Origin of the sequence: Pantoea sp. GbtcB22, from assembly GCF_019091025.1 — a bacterium.
GTDB classification, from domain to species: Bacteria; Pseudomonadota; Gammaproteobacteria; order Enterobacterales; family Enterobacteriaceae; genus Pantoea; species Pantoea leporis.
The window spans coordinates 97,341-119,330 of record NZ_JAGXKB010000009.1 but is presented as its reverse complement, the minus strand read 5'-3'; the positions used below and the strand labels follow the sequence as shown (position 1 = coordinate 119,330).

Genomic DNA, 21,990 nt, shown 5'->3' with positions numbered 1-21,990 from the left:
ATGAAAAACCGCCATCAGGGAACGGCAAACGTGCGCCGCGCGGCGACTCACATCACAAAAAAATTGAGGAAGAATTATGTCTGGCGAATCGCGCCCGGCCAGTGGAAAACTGGACGCCTGGTTCAATATCTCTGCACGCGGCAGCAGCGTGCGTCAGGAAGTATTGGCGGGTCTGACAACGTTTCTGGCGATGGTGTACTCCGTCATCGTGGTGCCCGGCATGTTGGGCAAAGCGGGCTTCTCGCCAACGGCGGTGTTCGTCGCTACCTGTCTGGTCGCCAGTTTTGGATCGATCATCATGGGTTTGTGGGCCAATCTGCCGATGGCGATTGGTTGCGCCATCTCGCTGACCGCCTTCACCGCGTTCAGCCTGGTGCTCGGCCAGCACATTAGCGTGCCGGTGGCGCTTGGTGCGGTGTTCCTGATGGGCTTGCTGTTCACGCTGATTTCGGTTACCGGCATCCGCGCATGGATTCTGCGCAATTTACCGATGGGCGTGGCGCATGGCACCGGCGTAGGTATCGGCTTGTTCCTGCTGCTGATCGCCGCTGACGGCATTGGTTTAGTGGTGAAAAATCCGGCTCCGGGCTTGCCGGTGGCGTTGGGTCAATTCGCTTCGTTCCCGGTGATCATGTCGCTGGTGGGACTGGCGGCGATTTTTGGTCTGGAAAAACGCCGTGTGCCGGGCGGCATTCTGCTGACCATCATCGCCATCTCGATTCTCGGCCTGATTTTCGATCCGGCGGTGACCTATCAAGGGCTGTTTGCCATGCCGAGCCTGAAGGATGCTAACGGGCAATCAGCGATGTTTAGCCTCGATATCATGGGTGCGCTGCAACCGGTGGTGTTGCCAAGCGTGCTGGCGCTGGTGATGACCGCCGTCTTTGATGCCACCGGTACCATCCGCGCGGTCGCGGGGCAGGCCAATCTGCTGGATAAAGAGGGGCAGATCATCAACGGCGGTCGTGCGTTAACCACCGATTCCGTCAGCAGCCTGTTCGCCGGCTTGGTCGGCGCTTCGCCAGCTGCGGTCTATATCGAATCGGCGGCGGGCACGGCGGCGGGTGGTAAAACCGGTCTGACGGCGATTGTGGTGGGTTTGCTGTTCCTGGTGATCCTGTTCATGTCGCCGCTGGCCTATCTGGTTCCGGCTTACGCGACCGCGCCGGCGCTGATGTACGTTGGCTTGCTGATGCTGAGTAACGTGGCAAAAATCGACTTCAACGATTTCGTTGATGCGATGTCCGGCTTGCTGACCGCCGTGTTCATCGTGCTGACCTGCAACATCGTCACCGGCATCATGCTCGGCTTCGCTTCACTGGTGATTGGACGCCTGTTTGCCGGTGAGTGGCGCAAGCTGAACGTGGGCACCGTGGTGATTGCTGTCGCGCTGGTCGCGTTCTATGCCGGTGGCTGGGCCATCTGACCTGAAAGTTGAATAATTCCAGGATTATTCGCTTTCTGCATCACGCCGCACATCGGGTTGCTCCGCTGTGCGGCGTTTTGTTTTACACTTTCCCACGCAACAACATCGCTTTAATGAAATTGATTCGCCTAAGGAAAGCATGGAAATCTTCTTTACTATTCTCATCATGACGCTGGTGGTTTCACTCTCCAGCGTGGCGGCACGTATTCTGCCGTTTCAAATTCCCCTGCCGCTGGTGCAAATTGCCGCCGGTGCACTGCTCGCATTTCCCGTCTTCGGCCTGCATGTCGATTTTGATCCGGAACTGTTCCTCGTGCTGTTCATTCCGCCGCTGCTGTTTGCGGATGGCTGGAAAACGCCGATAAACGAGTTCCTGCATCACGGTCGCGAAATCATGGGGCTGGCGCTGGTTCTGGTGCTGATCACGGTGGTCGGGATTGGCTACCTGATCTACTGGCTGGTGCCAGGGATTCCGCTGATTCCCGCCTTCGCGCTGGCGGCGGTGCTTTCGCCAACCGATGCCGTGGCGCTGTCCGGCATTGTCGGTGAAGGACGCATCCCGAAAAAAATTATGTCGATTGTGCAGGGCGAAGCCCTGATGAACGACGCGTCGGGCCTGGTATCGCTGAAGTTTGCCGTCGCGGTGGCGATGGGCACCATGGTGTTTACGTGGGGCGGCGCCAGCGTTGAGTTTCTCAAAGTGGCGGTCGGCGGTTTGGTCGCTGGTGTGGCGATATGCTGGCTGTATGGCCGCTCGCTGCGTCTGCTGAGCCGCTGGAGCGGGGATGACCCGGCAACACAGACCGTGCTGCTGCTGCTGTTACCGTTCGCCTCGTACCTGATTGCGGAACACCTTGGCGTGTCGGGCATTCTCGCCGCCGTCGCCGCCGGTATGACCATTACGCGTTCCGGCATTATCCGCCAGGCACCGCTGGCGATGCGTCTGCGCGCGAACAGCGTGTGGCAGATGCTGGAGTTCGTGTTCAACGGTATGGTGTTCCTGATGCTCGGCCTGCAGCTGCCCGACATTCTTTCCACCTCGATTGCGCAGGCGCAAGCCGATCCTAACGTGGAACTGTGGATGCTGTTTACCGACGTTCTGTTGGTGTACGCCGCGCTGATGGTGGTGCGTTTCGGGTGGTTGTGGATCATGAAGCGCACCAGCATGCGTCTGCTGAAGAAGAAGCCGCTGGAGTTTACCAATTACTCACTGCGTGAATTGCTGATTGCTTCTTTTGCCGGCGTGCGCGGTGCCATTACCTTGGCCGGTGTGCTGTCGATTCCGCTGTTCCTGAGCAATGGCGATCCGTTCCCGGCGCGCTATGAGTTGGTTTTCATCGCTACCGGCGTGATTCTGGTGTCGCTGCTGGTTGGCGTGGTGCTGCTGCCGATTCTGCTGCGCGACGTGGAAAGCATCGATAAGGTCGGCCATCGTCGTGAGATTCAGTTTGCGCGTGCCGCGATGGCGGGTGTGGCGATTGAGAGCCTGCATAAAATGGAGCAGCGTCTTGAGAGCGACACCGAAGAGAACATCGATCCTGAGCTGCTGAAAGAGGTCAGCCTGCGCGTGATTGGTAATCTGCGTCGTCGCGCGGAGGGGAAAAACGATATCGAGCAGGCGCAATTTGCCGAAAATCTCGAGCGTCGTTTCCGCCTCAATGCGCTGCGCGCCGAGCGCGCCGAGGTCTATCATCTGCGCGCCACGCAGGAGATCTCTAACGAGACAATGCAGAAACTGCTGCACGATCTTGATCTGCTGGAAGCGCTGCTGATTGAGAAAGAGGAATAGAGGCAAGCCATATTGTTCATCGGTAGCGGCGCAATTCATTGCACAATAAATTGCGCCGCTACGCTAATGTGCTGCGGTTGTTTTCACATCGACAGCCGTGGCGCACTATCCGGCCAGTGTTCACGGCAACATTCAATCCACGCCTCGGCGCTGCGCGACAGATAACTGCCTTCCCGCCAAATCAACCCCAAACTCCACTGCAGCTCCGATTCCAGTGGCAGCCACAGCAGCGACTGCTTATCCAGCCGCTGACAAATGGGCTCCGGCAGAATCGCCAGTCCCATGCCCGCCTGCACCATCGCGGCGAGAAAATCCCACTGCGCGCTGCGCAGCGCAATAGTTGGCGTCAGGTTCTGGCGTTGAAACGCTTTACGAATCTGGCGATTCAAGGCGAACTCTTCATTGAGGATCAGCAGCGGATGTTCGGCTAACTCTGCCAAACCGACTTTACGGTGATCGCGCCATTGTTCACTGCGCGGCAGCAGCACGCACAGCGGATGGTGCATTAACTCCAGCGTATTGAGCGGCAGTTCGGATTCGATCGGCAGCGCGGTGAGGGCGATATCCAGCGCGCCACTCAGTACCGCTTGCTGCGCCGTCAGTCCGCCGAACTCGGATATTTTCAGCTGTACGCCAGGATAACGGCGGCGAAAGGCGGAGATTGAACCGGCCATCTGCATGCCGACCATCGGTGGAATACCCAGCCGCAGCTCGCCGGTTTTCAGCTGGTTGATATCGCCCAACTGCGCTTCAAGCTGGTGGAACTCTTGCAGAATCACCAGTCCGCGCTGGTAAACCGCCTGACCGCTATCGGTTAGATGCAGTTTGCGGCCCTCGCGCAGCAGTAAGGTGCAGCCGAGCTCCTCCTCCAGCTGGCGCAGCATTTTGCTGATGGTCGGCTGCGTCACGAACAGCTTCTCAGCGGCGCGGGTGAAGCTTTGCTGGCGCACCACCTCAGTGAAGTAGCGCAGGGCGCGCACATCCATAGACATTCCTTTTTGGCATAGTTTGAATAATTTTAATTCATTTCTTTCACAGTTTGCGGCGGATTTATACTGGTCACCTCAATTCTTCATCCAGGTAACAAGCAATGATGGCATTAAGTCCGCGCAGAACGGATCTCCTGCAACGTACGTTTGTTCCGCTGCAGCTGGTGCTGTATGTCGGTTTGTTTATTTTCAGCGACAGGCTGGTGAGCTGGCTGCATCTGCCGCTGCCCGCCAACGTGGTGGGCATGGTGCTGCTGCTGGTGTTGATCATGACGCGCATCGTGCCGCTGCGCTGGGTGAAAGCTGGCGCCAACTGGCTGCTGGCAGAAATGCTGCTGTTCTTTATTCCTGCGGTGGTAGCGGTAGTGAACTACAGCGATTTGCTGCGCAGTGAAGGCTGGCGCATCTGCGTGGTGATCGGCGTCAGTACCTTGCTGGTGCTGGCTTCGACGTCACTGGTGGTTGACCGTTTATATCGCTTCGAATTGGCGCGCGCCGCACGCAAGCAGGCGCATCATGAATGATCTGCTGATTAGTCTGCTGTGTCTGGCGTTCACGCTGCTGGTCTACTACCTCAACAAAATTCTTTATCGCCGCTGGCGCACGCTGCTGTTGATGCCGCTGGTATTGACGCCGCTGGTGCTGGTGGCGCTGTTGCTGCTCACTCACGTCAGCTGGAAAAATTACATCGCTGAAAGCCACTGGCTGATTTGGCTGCTTGGCCCGGCGACGCTGGCATTTGCCGTGCCGGTGTATGAGAACCTTGAGATCATCAAGCGTCACTGGCTGTCGCTGAGCGTGGGCGTGCTGACGGCCACGCTGGTGGCAGTATGCAGTTCGGTGTGGCTGGCGCGCTGGCTGACGTTACCGGAAACCATTCAGCGCAGCCTGGCGGTACGCTCAATCACCACGCCGTTTGCGCTGGCAGCCGCGCAGCCGATTGGCGGCCAGCCGGATCTGGTGGCGCTGTTTGTGGTGATCACCGGCGTGTTTGGTATGGCGGTGGGCGACGTGCTGTTTCTGCGTCTTGCCATCAAGCAGGGCGTGGCTAAAGGCGCCGGTTTTGGTGCTGCATCACATGGCGCAGGCACCGCGCGCGCGTATCAACTCGGCCAGCAGGAAGGCGTGGTGTCGAGCCTGGTGATGATGCTGTCTGGCGTCGTCACCGTCATTCTCGCGCCGCTGTTAAGCCACTTACTGTGGGTATCGTAATCCGCTGGTTTTGAGTCATTGCTCATACTGCCACCCCATCGCTTTGCTTATTGTTTGCCCGCTTAAACGATAAGGAAGCGATAAATGAAAAGTCAGTATTTTGCAATGGGGCTCCTGTTGGCCTCCGCTGGGGTAACTGCTCAGGAAATCGGCGTGAAGGGGGGCAGTGATTTCTTTGCGGCCGCCATCAACAGCCAAAAAACCGCGCCAGGCCTGCAATATGGCGTGGAATACGTGAATGCTAAACATCAGTCAGAATTGCTGGACGCCAATCTGGGTTACGGCGTGGCTGTAGGCGCAATGCGCATTGTGCCGCGCGTCGGTTTGTTCTGGGCTGAATTGAACCACGATAAAACGTCCAGCTACGGCGTTAACGCGGGTATACGCGCGATGGCTCCACTGCCACAAGCGCGCCATACCTGGCTCTATCTCGATTTCAGCATGGCGCCTAACTTCAGCACCTATAAGCTGGATCATCTGCATCAGTTTGAGGCCGGAGTTTACTACCAACCGGCCCACTGGTTAACGCTGAGTTCCGGTTACCGCTATCTCGGCAGTGGCTTGCACGAATATAAAACCCATCGTGCGATTGATGGTCTTTTTATCGGCGCAGCCTGGCGCTTCTAATCTGAAAAGTGGCCTTTAAGGGCCACTTTTTTCCCCGCCGTAATCCATTTTTACGTAAAGCTTTCCAAATAATGTTGTCTCTCGTCGCCAGGCTGGTACCCTTGCCGCCGAATTAATTGTCCTTCATGGAGTGGAATCACATGTTAAAGCAACTTGTTACTGGAAGCGTTTTGGGTCTGGCACTGCTGAGCAGCGGCGCACAGGCAATTGAGGGCAGTGTTGACGTGGGTGAGCATAGCACCAACCTGAACCTTGGCCTCGGCACCACTTCACCGGGCCTGTTCCTGAAAGGCAACTGGCTGCGCAGCGATCACGATGGCAGCACCTACGGTGCGGGCCTCGGCTATAACATCGACGTGGGTGATTTCCGCATTGCGCCTACCGCGAAAGCGCTGTTCACCCATCCGGAAGATGGTCGTGATGGCTTCACCGTGGCAGTCGGTGGCGCAGCGCAATACAGCTTCAACAGCATGTGGGGCCTGTACGGCGAATATTACTATGCGCCAGAAGCGTTCTCTGATCGTCTGGATAGCTACCAGGAAGCCTCAGGCGGCCTGAGCTTCACGCCGATTTCGCTGCTGAACCTGCGTGTGGGTTATCAGTATATTGAGCTGAACAACAAAGGCAGCCGCAAAGATAACGTACTGGTCGATGGCCCGTATGTTGGCGCATCACTACGTTTCTAATTGTTTAAATTAGAATGAAAAATGGCGGCCCAATGGGTCGCCATTTTTGTTTGGGTGCGGTCTGTCCCTCATCCCGGCCTTCTCCCGCAAGCGGGAGAAGGAGAAAACGCGCCGATCGGTTCCCTCTCCCATCTATGGGAGAGGGTTAGGGTGAGGGGAAGCCAGCACGGACTTAATGCGATTTCCCCTGCGAAATCCCAATCCCCGTCTGTGAGCGAATAAACTGCCCACGGAAGCGGGCACGTTCCTGGGCACCGCGTGCAGAATGGTCGGTAATTGAGAACAGCCAGATACCGATAAATGCCGCCAGCATTGAAAACAGCGCCGGATACTCATACGGATAGATCGGTTTCTCATGCCCGAGCACCTGCACCCAAATCGTCGGGCCAAGGATCATCAGCAGTACCGCAGTAACGAGTCCCAGCCAACCGCCCACCATCGCGCCGCGCGTGGTCAGTTTTGACCAGTACATCGACAGCAGAATAATCGGGAAGTTACAGCTGGCAGCAATCGAGAACGCCAAACCGACCATAAAGGCAATGTTCTGTTTCTCAAACAGAATCCCCAGCGCAATCGCCACCACACCTAACACCAGCACGGTGATCTTCGAGATGCGCAGTTCATCGCGTTCCGTCGCTTTACCTTCACGGATCACGCTGGCATAGAGATCGTGTGAAACTGCAGAAGCCCCCGCCAGCGTCAGACCTGCCACCACCGCCAGAATGGTGGCGAAGGCCACGGCCGAGATAAAGCCGAGGAACAGGCTGCCGCCGACCGCGTTCGCCAGATGCACCGCTGCCATGTTGGTGCCGCCGAGCAGCGCGCCGCTGGCGTCTTTAAAGGCTGGATTCGATCCCACCAGCAAAATCGCGCCGAAGCCAATAATAAAGGTCAGGAAGTAGAAATAGCCCATAAAGCCGGTGGCCCAGAACACGCTTTTACGTGCTTCACGCGCATCGGCCACGGTGAAGAAGCGCATCAGAATATGCGGCAAACCGGCGGTACCGAACATCAAGCCGAGACCCAATGACAACGCCGAGATGGGATCTTTCACCAGCCCGCCCGGCTGCATAATCGCCGCGCCTTTCGGGTGCACCGCCATCGCTTCGGTGAACAGCGTATTGAAGCTGAAGCCGGTGGCTTTCATCACCATAATCGCCATAAAGCTGGCACCAAATAGCAGCAGCACCGCTTTGATGATCTGCACCCAGGTGGTCGCCAGCATGCCGCCGAACAGCACGTACAGCACCATCAGAATCCCGACCATCACTACCGCGATATGGTAATCAAGGCCGAACAGCAGCTGAATCAGCTTACCGGCACCCACCATCTGCGCGATCAGATACAGCGCCACCACCACCAGCGAGCCGCAGGCTGACAGCGTGCGAATCGGTTTCTGCGCGAGGCGATAGGAGGCGACATCGGCGAAGGTGTAGCGCCCAAGGTTACGCAGACGTTCGGCAATCAAAAACAGGATCATCGGCCAGCCGACGAGGAAGCCGAGCGAGTAGATCAGCCCGTCGTAACCTGAGGTGTAAACCAGCGCAGAAATACCGAGGAAAGAGGCGGCGGACATAAAGTCACCGGCGATGGCGAGGCCATTCTGGAAACCGGTGATATTGCCGCCTGCAGTGTAGTAATCGCTGCGCGAGCGGGTGCGTTTCGAGGCCCAATAGGTGATGCCGAGCGTCGCCGCGACAAACACCACGAACATAATGATGGCTTCATAGTTAGTGGCTTGCCGTTGTACCGCGCCGGTAATGGCATCGGCGGCAAACACGCTGGCGGGCACGATGGCTAAAAATACCGAAAGCAGGCGCTTCATGATTTCACCTCGCTCAGGATCTGTTTGGTCAGACGATCAAACTCGCCGTTGGCGCGCCACACGTAGACGCCGGTCAGCACGAATGACATCACGATCAAACCGACACCAATCGGAATGCCGCGCGTAACGTTAGTGCCCGCGTGCAGTGGCGTACCGAGCCAGGCGGGCGCAAAAGCGATCAGCAGAATAAAGCCGATATAGAGCACCAGCATGATTACGCTGAGCAGCAGCGCAAACGCCTGGCGCTTATGCACCAATTCATGAAAGCGCGGATTATTCTCGACTTGTTGCCAGACTGCTTCCTGTTCAGGGGTTTCGTTCATCACATTTTCTCCAGAGGCAAGGCAGACAGATATCTCACGATAAAGTGATTTAACTGGCTGAATATTCTAGTTATATAAGTTGTGCGAACTCAGAAATACGTGGCATATAAGGGCGGCCAAATGGTCGCCCCTACAACAGAAGCCGGTTACGGCATGGTGATGGACTGTTTCTCCTCCAGCAATTTCTCTACCACGCCCGGATCGGCCAGCGTAGAGGTATCGCCGAGATTGCTGGTATCGCCCGTAGCGATTTTGCGCAGAATGCGGCGCATAATCTTGCCGGAGCGGGTTTTTGGCAGCGAGTCGGTCCAGTGCAGCACATCCGGCGTGGCAATCGGGCCAATCTCTTTACGCACCCAGTTACGCACTTCGGTATACAGCTCTGGCGACGGCTCTTCGCCGTGGTTAAGCGTGATATACGCATAGATTGCCTGGCCTTTGATGCTGTGCGGAATGCCCACCACCGCCGCTTCGGCAATCTTCGGATGCGACACCAGCGCCGATTCAATCTCGGCGGTGCCGAGACGGTGGCCGGAGACGTTCAGCACGTCATCGACGCGACCGGTGATCCAGTAATAACCCTCTTCATCACGGCGCGCGCCGTCACCGCTGAAGTAGCGATTTTTGAAGGTGGAGAAGTAGGTCTGTTCGAAACGATCGTGATCGCCATACAGCGTACGCGCCTGGCCTGGCCAGGAATCGACAATCACCAGGTTTCCTTCGGTGGCACCCTCGAGCGGATTGCCTTCGTTATCCACCAGCGCTGGCTGCACACCGAAGAACGGTTTAGTAGCGGAACCGGCTTTCAGTTCGGTCGCGCCCGGCAGCGGCGTGATCATGAAGCCGCCGGTTTCGGTTTGCCACCAGGTATCGACAATCGGGCAACGGCTGTCGCCAATCTTCTTGTAATACCACTCCCAGGCTTCCGGGTTGATCGGTTCACCCACCGAACCCATGATGCGCAGGCTGCTGCGATCGGTGCCTTCAATCGCTTTATCGCCTTCGGCCATCAGCGCGCGAATCGCGGTTGGCGCGGTATACAGCAGCGTCACCTTATGTTTATCTACCACTTCCGCCATGCGGCTCGGCTTCGGCCAGTTCGGCACGCCTTCAAACATCAGCGTGGTCGCGCCGCACGCCAGCGGACCGTAAATCAGATAGCTGTGGCCGGTGATCCAGCCGACGTCGGCGGTACACCAGTAAACATCATCAGGATGATAATCAAACACGTACTTAAAGGTGCTGGCGGCATATACCAGATAACCGCCGGTAGTGTGCAGCACGCCTTTCGGCTTGCCGGTGGAACCGGAGGTATAAAGGATAAACAGCGGATGTTCGGCATCGACGGCGACCGGTTCATGCTGATCGCTGGCCTTCGCCACTAAATCGTGCCACCACAGATCGCGGCCGTCACGCCAGCCGGTATCTTTACCGGTGCGCTTAAACACCACCACATTTTTCACCGTGGTGACGTTTGGATTGTTCAGGGCATCATCAACGTTTTTCTTCAGCGGGATACTGCGTCCGGCGCGTACGCCTTCATCGGCGGTAATGATCAGTTTGGCGTTGGAATCGACCACGCGTCCGGCGACCGCTTCCGGTGAGAAGCCACCGAAGATCACCGAGTGCACCGCGCCAATGCGCGCACAGGCCAGCATCGCAACGGCGGCTTCAGGCACCATCGGCATGTAGATCGCCACCACGTCGCCTTTCTTTACGCCCAGGCTGCCGAGCACATTGGCAAAGCGGCAGACGTCTGCATGCAGTTCGCGGAAGGTAATGGTTTTGCTTTCGCTGGCGTCGTCACCTTCCCAGATGATGGCGGGATGGTCGCCACGCGTGGCGAGATGGCGATCGAGGCAGTTCGCGGCGAGGTTCAGTGCGCCATCTTCATACCAGCGAATCGAAATATTGCCGGGGGCAAAGGAGGTATTTTTCACTTTGCTGTAAGGCTTAATCCAGTCGAGGATTTTGCCTTGCTCACACCAAAAGGTGTCGGGATCGTCAACCGATTGTTGATACAGCGCCGCATACTGATCGGCATTAATGAGAGCATTCGCTGCAATGGCAGCGGGTACGGGATGCTTGTGTATTTGGCTCATGGCTGACCTCCTTGAAGATGTTAATCATATGTCAATCAATGGTTAATTGAAGACTACGACAGGGCTTTGTTTCTGTTTTGTAGTCTGGATCACGACCTTTTATCACTGCCAAATCCCCGGCGAACGGCGGGCAAAAACGCCGCGCCAGCAGAGTGATCTTCTGCTTTAAGCCTAAGAGATCTCTGCCTCTGCTGTGCAAATAATCAGCAAACGCGCCGGGCTGCTTTTTGCGCAATATTGCATAGCTATGCTGAAACTTATCGAATTAACACTTTTCATAACAGCGAGTTATGGCCGTTAACCTTCGTCAGCATTTTATGCTACTAACCTGAATAAGATTTGCGCTATCGCGCCGGGGGTTGCATTTACTGTAGTGAAAATGGTACTTATCTCGGCCCTGTTCAGCAGGTATCAACTCAGACTGCATCACCCCGCAGGCGCAAAATGCCTGCACAGCTGTAACCGACGTAGTCATAAATAACCCTCTATTTTATCGGGCTTTTGCTCACTTCCCTGTGTGACATTTCTCCTGCACCTTCGCAGCAGAGCAAAGGGGTTTTTAACTGAGGAAATAACGCGTTATGAAAGGTTTTAAGTTCACCCTTGCATGGCAGATTTTAGTCGCGCTGATTCTGGGCGTGATTGTGGGAACCGTGCTGCATAATCAGCCCGACGATCGTGAATGGTTAATCACTAACATTCTGACGCCAGCGGGTGACATCTTTATTCATCTGATCAAGATGATTGTGGTACCGATTGTTATCTCCTCACTGATTGTCGGCATTGCTGGCGTGGGTGATGCGAAAAAGCTCGGACGTATTGGTGTTAAAACCATTATCTATTTTGAAGTGATCACCACCCTTGCCATTGTGGTCGGCATCACGCTGGCCAACGTATTCCAACCCGGCAGCGGCATTGATATGTCAACGCTGGCAACGGTGGACATCTCTAAATACGAAGCCACCACCGAAGCGGTTCAGGGTGCACCGCACGGTCTGGTCACCACCATTCTGTCGCTGATCCCACAGAACATCTTCGCCTCGCTGGTGAAGGGCGACATGCTGCCGATTATCTTCTTCTCGGTGCTGTTTGGTATGGGCCTGTCGGCGCTGCCATCGGAACATCGCGATCCGCTGGTCACGGTATTCCGTTCGATTTCCGAAACCATGTTTAAAGTGACGCACATGATCATGCGTTATGCGCCAGTCGGCGTGTTTGCGCTGATTGCGGTCACCATTGCGAACTTCGGTTTTGCGTCGCTCTATCCGCTCGCCAAGCTGGTGCTGCTGGTGTACGTGGCGATTCTGTTCTTTGCTTTCGTGGTGCTCGGCACGGTGGCGCGCTTCTGTAAGCTGCGCATTACCACGCTAATGCGCATTCTCAAAGATGAGCTGATTCTTGCCTATTCTACCTCCAGCTCAGAAACCGTGCTGCCGCGCATTATGCAGAAGATGGAAGCCTACGGTGCGCCGAAAGCCATCACCAGCTTCGTGGTGCCGACCGGTTACTCGTTCAACCTCGACGGTTCAACGCTGTATCAGAGCATCGCGGCGATCTTTATCGCCCAGCTGTATGGCATCGATCTGTCGCTGACCGACGAGATCATTCTGGTGCTGACGCTGATGGTGACCTCGAAAGGCATCGCTGGCGTGCCGGGCGTCTCCTTCGTGGTGCTGCTGGCAACGCTGGGCAGCGTGGGCATTCCGCTGGAAGGCCTGGCATTTATCGCTGGTGTCGATCGCATCATGGACATGGCGCGTACCGCGCTGAACGTGATCGGTAACGCGCTGGCGGTGCTGGTGATTGCGCGCTGGGAAGACCAGTTCGACACCAAACAAGCTGCCGCCTACGAGCAACAGCTGCGCACGCAAAGCGCCAGCTAATCTTCCAGGTGCGCATGAATGCGCACCCTACGAAAACCTCGCCATTCATGGCGACCGCTACGCACAGAAACCCGCTTCGGCGGGTTTTTTTATGTCCGCTGCGGCAAAAAACAAAAAAATCCCGCGCAGCAGAGGAATTAACAATTCTGTGTGATATATAGTTTTACGAATAAATTATTCTTACACAGGAGTGTCTCATGCAGATCGATCTGAGCCAGATGATCACCGAAGGTCGTAATCCCGCCAGCCACAACATTGATGAGCTGACCACCGAAGCGATGCTGCGGGTGATCAATGATGAAGACAAAAAAGTGGCGCTGGCGGTGGAAGCCATCGTGCCGCAGATTGCGCAGGTGGTGGATGCCATCACCCACGCCTTCAGCAAAGGCGGTCGCCTGATCTATTGCGGCGCAGGCACGTCGGGTCGTCTGGGGATTCTGGATGCCAGCGAATGTCCGCCGACCTTCGGCACGCCGCGCAGCCAGGTGGTTGGGCTGATTGCCGGCGGCCACACCGCGATTCTGCAGGCGGTGGAAAACGCCGAAGACAACGTGGAGCAGGGCGCGCAGGATCTGCGTGATATCAATCTCAACGCTAACGATGTGCTGGTCGGGATTGCCGCCAGCGGCCGCACGCCCTATGTATTGGGCGCGCTGGCGTATGCGCGTCAGCAAGGCGCATTTACCGCAGCGTTAACCTGTAATCCCAACAGCCCAATGTCGCAGGCCGCAGATGTGGCGCTGACCCCGGTGGTCGGCCCGGAAGTGGTCACCGGTTCTTCGCGCATGAAAGCTGGCACGGCGCAGAAGCTGGTGCTGAATATGCTCACCACCGGCGCGATGATTCGCAGCGGCAAGGTGTACGGCAATCTGATGGTCGATGTGGAAGCCACCAACCAGAAGCTGGTGCAGCGCCAGGTGAACATCGTCAAACAAGCCACCGACTGTGACGATGCTACCGCGCAGCAGGCGTTGGCGGCGAGTAATGGGCACTGTAAAACCGCGATTGTCATGGTGCTGGCGGGATTAACGGCCGATGAAGCAAAATCGCTGCTGAGTCAGAATCAGGGCTTCATTCGCAACGCTTTGCGTGACGCAGGAGCGCAATAATGGCGGCCATTACCGAAGATCTGGTGCGCGACATTTTGCTGGCGGTGGGCGGCGCCAATAATGTGGTGCAGTGCGGCAACTGCATGACGCGCCTGCGTCTGACACTAAACGATGCCGCGCGAGTGGATAGCGCCACACTCAAAACGCTGCCGGGCGTGCTGGGCGTGATCGACAGCGATGCGCAGCTGCAGATCGTGCTCGGTCCCGGTAAAGCGCAAACTGCAGCAGAGAAAATGCAGGCACTGCTTAATCAACAGGCGCCGGGCGATCTGCAGGCCATCGCCAGCGCGCAAAAGCAGCAGATGAAGGCAAAGCAGACCAGCGCATTGCACCGTTTTCTCTCCTGCTTCGCCACCATCTTTACGCCGCTGATCCCCGGTTTTATCGGTGCCGGCTTGCTGCTGGGTTTCGCCACGCTGATTGAGCAGATCTTCCACCTTAATCAGCCTGGCGATCATGCACGCTGGCTGGTGGATACCGTGGCGTACATGAAGGTGTTCGGCAAAGGGTTGTTCACCTTCCTGAGTATTTTGATTGGCTATAACGCGCAGAAAGCCTTTGGCGGTACCGGCGTCAACGGGGCCATTATCGCCTCGCTGTTTGTGCTCGGTTATATCCCTGACGCGAAGGTCGGTTATTACAGCGGGATGCAGGATTTCTTCGGCATGGTGATCGATCCGCGCGGCAATATTATTGGCGTGCTGCTGGCGGCAATATTTGGTGCCTGGGTTGAGAAACAACTGCGAAAAATCATTCCCGATAATCTCGATATGATCCTGACATCGTTGCTGACGTTATTAATTACCGGCGCGGTGACTTTCCTGGTGATTATGCCAATCGGCGGCGAATTATTTAAAGGCATGTCGTGGTTGTTCATTCATCTAAATAACAATCCGTTTGGTTGCGCTATTCTGGCCGGACTGTTTTTGATCGCGGTGATGTTTGGCATTCATCAAGGCTTTATTCCGGTCTATTTCGCGCTAATGGAAACCCAGGGCTTTAACTCGCTCTTCCCAATTCTGGCGATGGCCGGCGCCGGGCAGGTCGGCGCGTCACTGGCGTTATGGTGCAAAGCGGATAAAGACTCACTGCTGCGTAAACAGATCAAAGGCGCCATTGTGCCGGGCTTGCTCGGTGTCGGCGAACCACTGATTTATGGCGTCACGCTGCCGCGTCTGAAACCCTTTATCACCGCCTGTTTTGGCGGTGCGCTGGGCGGCTTCTTTATCGGGCTGGTGGCATGGCTGGGATTACCAGTGGGAATGAACACCGTGTTTGGCCCTTCAGGATTAGTCACATTGCCGCTAATGACCTCATCGCAGGGCATTTTTGCCGGCATGGCGGTGTATCTCGCCGGGCTGATCGTGGCGTGGATTGGCGGGTTCGTCTTTACCTGGTGGGGCGGCACCCGCAATGTGGATTTAAGTTAAGTGAAGTACGGATATCGACCAGGTCGGCATAAAGCGTGACCTGGTCTAACCGTGATCACGATCACGCTTTTAAACTCTCTCAAGTCGCTTAACCCGTCACAGCCACATTCACTGCTTAAGTACCGTTTGTAAGTAAAGCGTTAGCAAAAAATAAAGGTTTTATTAAGGAGATAGAAAGCCAGACCTAATATTTAAAATGGCCTCAAATTATTTAGAATATCCAACCTGCATCGCAATTAATTCCCCGAGATGACAATAGGTTACTCATAATTGTCTTTTGCACTCACCAGCGAAAAAGTCTATACCTAAAGCCAATTAATCTATAACAACAATTCCATCCCTTTTTTCACTGCACCGTATTTCTTCACACAGTTGTTCTCAAATTAGATTGCTACACGGGATTGGTCATTATCTGCCGCTTTATCCCCACGCGAAGAATTTAACGCTGTTGCAATAACAGCGCGGACGCTGCACGCCCACTGGAGGAAGTATGAGGTTTACATTAAATCCTATCGCATTAGGGATGTTGGCGGCGCAATTGCTGATCTATCCAGCAATGCAAAGTCAGGCTGTTACGTTGGGGACTTACACACCAGAAAATAATGACAACCAAACCGGTAAAATTACCGTTAGCAGCGGCAATGAAACTTTGACCGGCAATCAGGCATTCACGGCAGGAACGGATGGCGCGGTCACCACCACGCTCGGGCAAGTGGCGATCACCTCGGGATCGCAGTATCTCAATCAGGATCGCCTGGATCCCGGCCCGCAAAACTTTGCGATCACTACGCCCGATCCCGCAACCGGCACCAACAGCACATTCCAGGTATATAACTCCGCCAGTCTTGTCGCCTTAGCGCCCGTCACCAGTGCCACCAGCGTGCCGGATGTGCAGAACGTCAATGATGCGCAGTACATCGATGCGCGCATTGCGGATGTCACCGGCGGCACGCTGGATGTGAATATCGGCCAGGCGAATGCGCTCAGCAGCGCCAGCACCAACAGCTGGACCATGGCCGCCAAACAGACACAGCTATTTGATGTGAGCGGCACCGGCACGGTGAACTGGAACAGCAATAACCGCATCAGCTTTTTCGGTGCCACCGCCACGCCGGACGGCGCGGGATCGGCCACCAGCAGCTATCAGGTGCAAAACCTCGCCACCTATAACGGCGCATTCAGCGTGCAGACGCTGGATGGCAAAAGCACCAGCTTTACCGTCACCAACGCCAGCCAGCTGCAAAACTACAACAACTGGCTGATCGGTCAGCTGCAGGCGGGCAATCTTGATAAAACCCGTTATCTGCCTGAGTTCAATAAAGCTGTCACCTTCACCAATGCCAACATCGTCTACAACGTTAGCGCCACGCCGCCAGACGAGGTGACGCAGGCGATCGGCAATCGCATTGTGATCAATGCCAATGGCGCGGACGCGAGGGTCAATCTGGCGGCGGGTAAAACGCTGGAAGTGGTGGGCGCGACGGGCGGTGCGATCAAAGCCTCCAACGGCGCACAAGCGGTGATTGATGGCAAACTGGCGAGTCGCGGCAGCATCACCAATAACGGCACGGCGCTGGTGTTAACCGATAACAGCAGTGGAACCAATAATGGGGTAATTAACGGCGGCTTCCTCAATCGTCAGGATGGTACCGGCATTGGCTCGACCGGCTACGGTGCCAACGGCGTAGCCGTGCAAACCGGTAGCACCTTTAACAACAACGGCATCCTCAACCTCGCCACCACCGGCAGCAATTCACAGTATGGCGTGGCGGGCATCAATCTTGGCGTGTCCTCCACCGCCAATAACAGCGGCAATATCAACGTCGGCGTCAACGGTTCGAGCGCGCGCGGCACCGCGTCTGGCGTGTTACTGACCGACGCCACTTCCAGCTTCACCAATAACGCCAGCGGCAATATCTACATTGGTCGCGGACCGCAAAACAGCCTTGGTGAGGCGACGGCGGATACCGCGATGAACCAAAGCGGGTTGACCAGCGGTATCGCTCTGGTCGCCAACGGCAACGCGGTTAACAACGGCAACATTACCCTCGGCACGAGAACGCAGAACGCGGCGGGGATGTCAGCGACCGGTGCGAATAACGCCACCATGATCAACACCGGCGCCATCAATGTGAACGGTGCGGCTGCCACCATTCCGCGTGAAAACGTCGGCATGCTGGTGACCAACAGTGCCGGCAACATCAATAACGCGGGTACCATTAACCTGAATGGCGTGAACGGCACCGGCCTGAAAGTGCTGGCGACCAATGGCAACACCGCCAGCGCCACCTCAACCGGCACCATCAACGTGGCAGGCGGCGCCGATCCGGCCAGCGGCACGCGCAACTATGGCGTGTGGGTGGAAGGGCAAGGTGCAACCGGCACGGCGCAGGCCACCGTTGATGGCCCGATCAATCTCAGCGGCAATGGCGCGATCGGCGTGCATGCGCGCGGCAATTCTACGGTGACCGTGGATCCGGCTGCCGTGCCGACCTTTTCTAACGGCACCAATCAGATCGCCTTCTTTGCCTACGGCCCCAATGCGCTGATTAACGTGCTGGGCAACAATCCGTTTGATGTGACCACGCAGAACTCCACGCTGTTTCGTGTTGAGCAGGGCGCAGACTTCAACGGTAACGCCTTGTCGCTCACCGCGTCGGGTGCCGGTTCTACCGCCGTGCTCGGTAGCGGCGCAGGCACCGAAGTGAGCAGCGATGCGGCGGTGATCAACGTCAGCGGCAGCGGTGCCAATGGCATTACGGTGGAAGGGGGCGCAACGGGTGTTATTGATGCCGCAACCACCATGAATCTCACCGGTAGCAACGCAATTGGCGCGATCGTTGACGGACAAAAACACGATATCTTTGGCAGAAACAGCGGCTCGCCGGTGACCAGCACCCGCCTGAACTCTGCGGCGTCATTGAATGCGTCACAGAGTGGATTGACCGGTTACCTGGCCCGCAATCGCGCGCAGTTGACCAACAGCGGCGATATCACCTTCAGCGGCGCCAACGCCACCGGCATTCGCGTCGAGAGCGGTGCGACCGGCACCAACAGCGGCAATATCAACATCAACGATGGCGGCACCGGCATCGCGGTGAACAGCGGCAGCAGCACCTTTGCCACCACCGCCAATAACACCGGCACCATCAATGTTAATGGCGGCAGCACCACTAACCGCAGCCGAGGCGTCAGCGCCAGCGGCAATCGCGCGGTAGCCAACCTGAACGCTGGCACGCTGAATCTCAACGGCACCGGCGCGATTGGGGCGGAAGCGCTCAACGGCGCGCTGGTGAATATCGCCGCCGGTTCAGCGCCGGTATTCAATAACAGTGACCAAATTGCCTATCACGCGGCGGGCAGCGGATCGCGCATTAGCTCCGCCACCAATGCGTTAAATATCAACAGTAGCGGCTCAACCGGCTATCGCATTGATGACGGCGCGGCGCTGAGTTTCACCACGCCGACCACCCTCACCGCCAGCGCCAGCAACAGCACCGGCGCGATTATCTCCGGCAGCGGCAGCAGCCTGAATAGCAGCAACGCCAACTTCACCGCCAGCGGCCAGGGCAGCACGGCGATCCGTGCCGAAGGCGGTGCGAACGCCACGCTCGATAGCGGCAGCAGCATCAATCTTAGTGGCAGCAACGCGGTCGGCGTGCTGATTAATAATCTGCGTACCGATTTGAGCAACGCGCTGGATGGCACGTCAGCGGCCACCCGCGTTACCAGCAACGGCAATGTGAGCGGCGCGGGCAATGGCGCGATGGGTTTTGATGTCACTAACGGCGCAGAGCTGGTCAACAACGGCAATGTGAACCTCACCGGCAGCAACAATATTGGGATCCGTTCGCGCGCCGGCAGCACGCTGACCAACAACGGCGTGGTCAACGTAGCCAACGGCACCGGGCTGGATGTCTCCGGCAGCGGCAGCACGCTGGCGAAAGGCGGCACCATCAATGTCGATAACGGTATCGCGGGCGTGCGCATCAGCGACGGCGCGCAGCTGGCGCTTACCGGCAGCGACACGGTGATCACCACGCGCGGCAATGCGCACGGCATCCTGCTGGACAGCGGTGCGACCGCTCTCAGCGCCAGCGACGCCACGGTGAACGTGCTGGGCAGTGGCAACGGCATCGAAAACCGCGCCGAACTGAGCAACGTTGGTCTGAGCAATCTCACCATTAACGTCGGCGACGGCAACGGGATTCGCACCGCCGTGCCATTTGATCCGGCTTCGACGGTGACCACCAACGTCTCCGGCAGCGGCAGCGGCCTGAATATCGCCAATGCCGATGGTTCCACCACCCGCGGCGATCTGACGTTGGGGTCGGGCTATCAATTTAATGTTACCGGCGCAGGCGGCACCGGTATTCGCGCCAATACCACCGGCAATGTCACCACCGCTGCCAACGTCAATATCGACAATGCGGCGGGCGGATCGGCGCTGGTCTCCAGCACAGCGGGCACCATCGTCAATACCGGCAACTTCACCTCCAACAGCCTGACGGCGCCGGTGGTGGATCTGCGCAGCGGTAAAACCATCTTCGAGAACCTCGGCAACATCATCACCGCTAATCCACAAACCGTGGCGGTAGCGGGCAGCAACGCCGATGACGAAATTCTGCTGACCGAAGGCGCGGTGCAGGGCGATATCAATCCGGGCGGCGGATCGGATCGGTTCCGCTGGACGGGCGGAACGCTCAACGGCAGCCTGACCATGGGCAACGACAACAACAACACCGCTGAAGTGAGCAATGTCGATCTCGGCACCACCTACCATCTCACCAGCGGTAATGGCACCGGCAACACCTTGACCTTCAATCAGATTGGCGCGCGCGGCGGCAGCTTCAGCGCCGACGATCTCAGCAAAGGCGTTAATCTTGGCAGCGGCTGGAGCACCATCAACTTCGCCAATACCCAATGGACACTAACCGATAACCTGCAGCTGGCGCACAGCACCATCAATGTCGATGCGGATTCCACGCTGTATGCCGGCGATAACGTGCATCCGACGCTATCCGGCGGCACCGCCGATTCGCTGGTGGTGAACAACGCCGGTACGCTGGATCTCACCAACGGCGCGGGTTCACCGGGCAACACGCTGGATATCGCTGGATCGCTGGCGTCGAGCGGCGGCCAGCTCAATCTGGTCACTAACCTCAACCAGGGTGGTGCGCTAAGCAATCAGTTCACCGACCACATTAACGTCACCGGCAATGCCAGCGGTACCACGCTGGTGAATGTGAAACTGGCGGATGCCAGCACCGGCGCACTCACCGATCTCAATCAAAATGGAGGGGTAGAGGGCAACGAAGGGATCTCGCTGGCGCAGGTGGGCGGTAATGCCAGCGCCAACAGCTTCGCGTTGAAGGATGGCTATCTCGGTGCCGGGCCGTGGCAATATCGGCTCTACACCTTTGCACCGGGCAGCAGCGATCCTAACCAGCGTTTAGTCAGCGGCAGCGGCAATAACTATTGGGATTACCGTCTGGCGAACTACTACGTGTGTGAGGATAGCGCTAACTGTCAGCCGACCTTCGTCACCGATGCCTTTGGCACGCCGCAAAGCTACGATTCGCGTCCGGCGGTGGTGCCGCAGGTGCCATCTTATGTGTCGGCACCGGTTGGCCTGGCCTATTACACCTCGGCGATTATCGACGATCTGCATAAACGTCTTGGTGAACTGCGCCACGAGCAGACACGTCCGCAAGGCAACGGCGGCGAGATGTTCCTGCGCTATATCGGCTCGAACCTGAAGTACAAGAGCGATAAAAGTTTCCGCGACTTCGGTTATGACTTTGACCTCGATTACAGTGCGGTGCAGGTGGGCGGCAATCTGCTGCGACTCGATGGCGAGCAGGATAGCCTGCGCGGCGGTTTAGCCTATACGCGCGGTAATACGCGCATTCGTCCGCATGCGGCCGACGGTTACAGCAGCACCACTTTCGACAGCGACAGCCTGGCGTTTTACGGCACCTGGCAGCGTCAGAGCGGCTTCTATCTGGACGGTGTGTTGTCATTTGACTGGCATCGCGGCGAAACCGATATCGCCCGCACGCAAGAAGTTGCGAAGCTGAAAGGCCACGGCTGGACGGCATCGCTGGAGAGCGGCTATCCGTTTGCGTTGGGCGATGGCTACAAGCTTGAGCCGCAGGCGCAGCTAATGTACATGAAGCTGAATATGAATGATTTCACCGATAAAGACGGCAACAACGTGCGTTATGGCGACTATAACCAAACTATTGGTCGTCTCGGCGCGCGCCTCGACCGTACCTGGACCGACGACAGCAATCGTCAATACACCCCTTATCTGCGCGCGAACTACTACAAAGGTTGGGGCGGCAGCGCAGATACCTCGGTGTCATCGGAGGATAATCCGGCATTTGGCGCCACCTTCAGCAGCGGCAAGTTTGGACAGATGTGGGAAGTGGGCGCCGGCGGCACCGCAACCTTGCAGAAGGATGTGTCACTCTACGCCGAGGCGGATTATCGCAAAGAGATTGATGGTAATGGTGCCAAAGGGTGGCGGTATAACGTGGGGGTCCGCTGGCAATTCTGATTTCCCTGCGCCCTTTGCGCCGCAGGT

14 protein-coding genes are annotated in these 21,990 nt (G+C 57.0%); 10 read left to right on the top strand and 4 right to left on the bottom strand.

Annotation, left to right across the window (positions count from 1 at the left end; genetic code table 11):
* Positions 1–76 precede the first annotated feature (76 nt).
* Both KVT28_RS21805 and KVT28_RS21800 read left to right on the top strand, forming a co-directional pair.
* Entirely contained in the window at positions 77–1,426 is a 1,350-nt protein-coding gene (locus KVT28_RS21805; protein WP_101763048.1) for an NCS2 family permease, read from the top strand.
* A gap of 139 nt (positions 1,427–1,565) precedes the next feature.
* Positions 1,566–3,215 (top strand): Na+/H+ antiporter, encoded by a 1,650-nt coding sequence (locus KVT28_RS21800; RefSeq protein ID WP_101763047.1) that lies wholly within the window; start codon positions 1,566–1,568, stop codon positions 3,213–3,215.
* Positions 3,216–3,298: 83 nt separating this feature from the next.
* On the opposite strand, the gene KVT28_RS21795 is transcribed toward KVT28_RS21800, so the two are convergent.
* The gene (locus KVT28_RS21795) at positions 3,299–4,201 is read right to left on the bottom strand and encodes a LysR family transcriptional regulator (RefSeq protein ID WP_217550052.1); all 903 of its coding nucleotides are present in this window, start codon (positions 4,199–4,201) and stop codon (positions 3,299–3,301) included.
* Between the two features lie 104 nt (positions 4,202–4,305).
* Between KVT28_RS21795 and KVT28_RS21790 the strand changes: the two genes are divergently transcribed.
* From KVT28_RS21790 to KVT28_RS21775, 4 genes are all read left to right on the top strand, one after another.
* Positions 4,306–4,728, top strand: a complete 423-nt coding sequence (locus KVT28_RS21790) for a CidA/LrgA family protein (RefSeq protein ID WP_008109984.1) — start codon at positions 4,306–4,308, stop codon at positions 4,726–4,728.
* Positions 4,721–5,416: an LrgB family protein gene (locus tag KVT28_RS21785; protein ID WP_101763044.1), complete on the top strand. Its 696-nt coding sequence runs from the start codon at positions 4,721–4,723 to the stop codon at positions 5,414–5,416. Before KVT28_RS21790 ends, KVT28_RS21785 begins: the two co-directional genes overlap by 8 nt.
* A gap of 84 nt (positions 5,417–5,500) precedes the next feature.
* Complete coding sequence (locus KVT28_RS21780; RefSeq protein WP_192412665.1) at positions 5,501–6,043, top strand: YfaZ family outer membrane protein; 543 nt, start codon at positions 5,501–5,503, stop codon at positions 6,041–6,043.
* Between the two features lie 140 nt (positions 6,044–6,183).
* Positions 6,184–6,729 carry a YfaZ family outer membrane protein gene (locus KVT28_RS21775; protein WP_008109987.1) on the top strand — a complete coding sequence of 182 codons (546 nt, stop codon included), beginning with the start codon at positions 6,184–6,186 and terminating at the stop codon, positions 6,727–6,729.
* Positions 6,730–6,901: 172 nt separating this feature from the next.
* Here KVT28_RS21775 and actP read toward each other — a convergent pair whose 3' ends face one another.
* The 3 genes from actP to acs form a co-directional block, all read right to left on the bottom strand.
* Entirely contained in the window at positions 6,902–8,554 is a 1,653-nt protein-coding gene (gene actP / locus KVT28_RS21770) for a cation/acetate symporter ActP (RefSeq protein WP_110868165.1), read from the bottom strand.
* Entirely contained in the window at positions 8,551–8,877 is a 327-nt protein-coding gene (locus KVT28_RS21765) for a DUF485 domain-containing protein (RefSeq protein WP_008109989.1), read from the bottom strand. Before KVT28_RS21765 ends, actP begins: the two co-directional genes overlap by 4 nt.
* 146 nt (positions 8,878–9,023) lie before the next feature.
* Positions 9,024–10,979, bottom strand: a complete 1,956-nt coding sequence (gene acs / locus KVT28_RS21760; RefSeq protein WP_217550050.1) for an acetate--CoA ligase — start codon at positions 10,977–10,979, stop codon at positions 9,024–9,026.
* Between the two features lie 581 nt (positions 10,980–11,560).
* Here acs and gltP point away from each other — a divergent pair.
* From gltP to KVT28_RS21740, 4 genes are all read left to right on the top strand, one after another.
* A complete protein-coding gene (gene gltP, locus KVT28_RS21755; protein WP_007888562.1) occupies positions 11,561–12,862 on the top strand; it encodes a glutamate/aspartate:proton symporter GltP in 1,302 nt (433 codons plus the stop codon).
* A 197-nt stretch (positions 12,863–13,059) separates the two neighbouring features.
* On the top strand, positions 13,060–13,971 hold the full coding sequence (murQ, locus tag KVT28_RS21750) for an N-acetylmuramic acid 6-phosphate etherase (protein ID WP_217550048.1): 912 nt from the start codon (positions 13,060–13,062) through the stop codon (positions 13,969–13,971).
* Entirely contained in the window at positions 13,971–15,401 is a 1,431-nt protein-coding gene (murP, locus tag KVT28_RS21745) for a PTS N-acetylmuramic acid transporter subunit IIBC (protein ID WP_217550046.1), read from the top strand. Before murQ ends, murP begins: the two co-directional genes overlap by 1 nt.
* 490 nt (positions 15,402–15,891) lie before the next feature.
* Positions 15,892–21,963, top strand: a complete 6,072-nt coding sequence (locus KVT28_RS21740; protein ID WP_217550044.1) for an autotransporter outer membrane beta-barrel domain-containing protein — start codon at positions 15,892–15,894, stop codon at positions 21,961–21,963.
* Positions 21,964–21,990 lie beyond the last annotated feature (27 nt).

Excerpts from the sequence above, each read along its gene's own strand:
- KVT28_RS21805 (WP_101763048.1), top strand. The coding sequence starts at position 77 with ATGTCTGGCGAATCGCGCCCGGCCAGTGGAAAACTGGACGCCTGGTTC.
- KVT28_RS21800 (WP_101763047.1), top strand. The coding sequence starts at position 1,566 with ATGGAAATCTTCTTTACTATTCTCATCATGACGCTGGTGGTTTCACTC.
- KVT28_RS21795 (WP_217550052.1), bottom strand. The coding sequence starts at position 4,201 with ATGGATGTGCGCGCCCTGCGCTACTTCACTGAGGTGGTGCGCCAGCAA.
- KVT28_RS21790 (WP_008109984.1), top strand. The coding sequence starts at position 4,306 with ATGATGGCATTAAGTCCGCGCAGAACGGATCTCCTGCAACGTACGTTT.
- KVT28_RS21785 (WP_101763044.1), top strand. The coding sequence starts at position 4,721 with ATGAATGATCTGCTGATTAGTCTGCTGTGTCTGGCGTTCACGCTGCTG.
- KVT28_RS21780 (WP_192412665.1), top strand. The coding sequence starts at position 5,501 with ATGAAAAGTCAGTATTTTGCAATGGGGCTCCTGTTGGCCTCCGCTGGG.
- KVT28_RS21775 (WP_008109987.1), top strand. The coding sequence starts at position 6,184 with ATGTTAAAGCAACTTGTTACTGGAAGCGTTTTGGGTCTGGCACTGCTG.
- actP (WP_110868165.1), bottom strand. The coding sequence starts at position 8,554 with ATGAAGCGCCTGCTTTCGGTATTTTTAGCCATCGTGCCCGCCAGCGTG.
- KVT28_RS21765 (WP_008109989.1), bottom strand. The coding sequence starts at position 8,877 with ATGAACGAAACCCCTGAACAGGAAGCAGTCTGGCAACAAGTCGAGAAT.
- acs (WP_217550050.1), bottom strand. The coding sequence starts at position 10,979 with ATGAGCCAAATACACAAGCATCCCGTACCCGCTGCCATTGCAGCGAAT.
- gltP (WP_007888562.1), top strand. The coding sequence starts at position 11,561 with ATGAAAGGTTTTAAGTTCACCCTTGCATGGCAGATTTTAGTCGCGCTG.
- murQ (WP_217550048.1), top strand. The coding sequence starts at position 13,060 with ATGCAGATCGATCTGAGCCAGATGATCACCGAAGGTCGTAATCCCGCC.
- murP (WP_217550046.1), top strand. The coding sequence starts at position 13,971 with ATGGCGGCCATTACCGAAGATCTGGTGCGCGACATTTTGCTGGCGGTG.
- KVT28_RS21740 (WP_217550044.1), top strand. The coding sequence starts at position 15,892 with ATGAGGTTTACATTAAATCCTATCGCATTAGGGATGTTGGCGGCGCAA.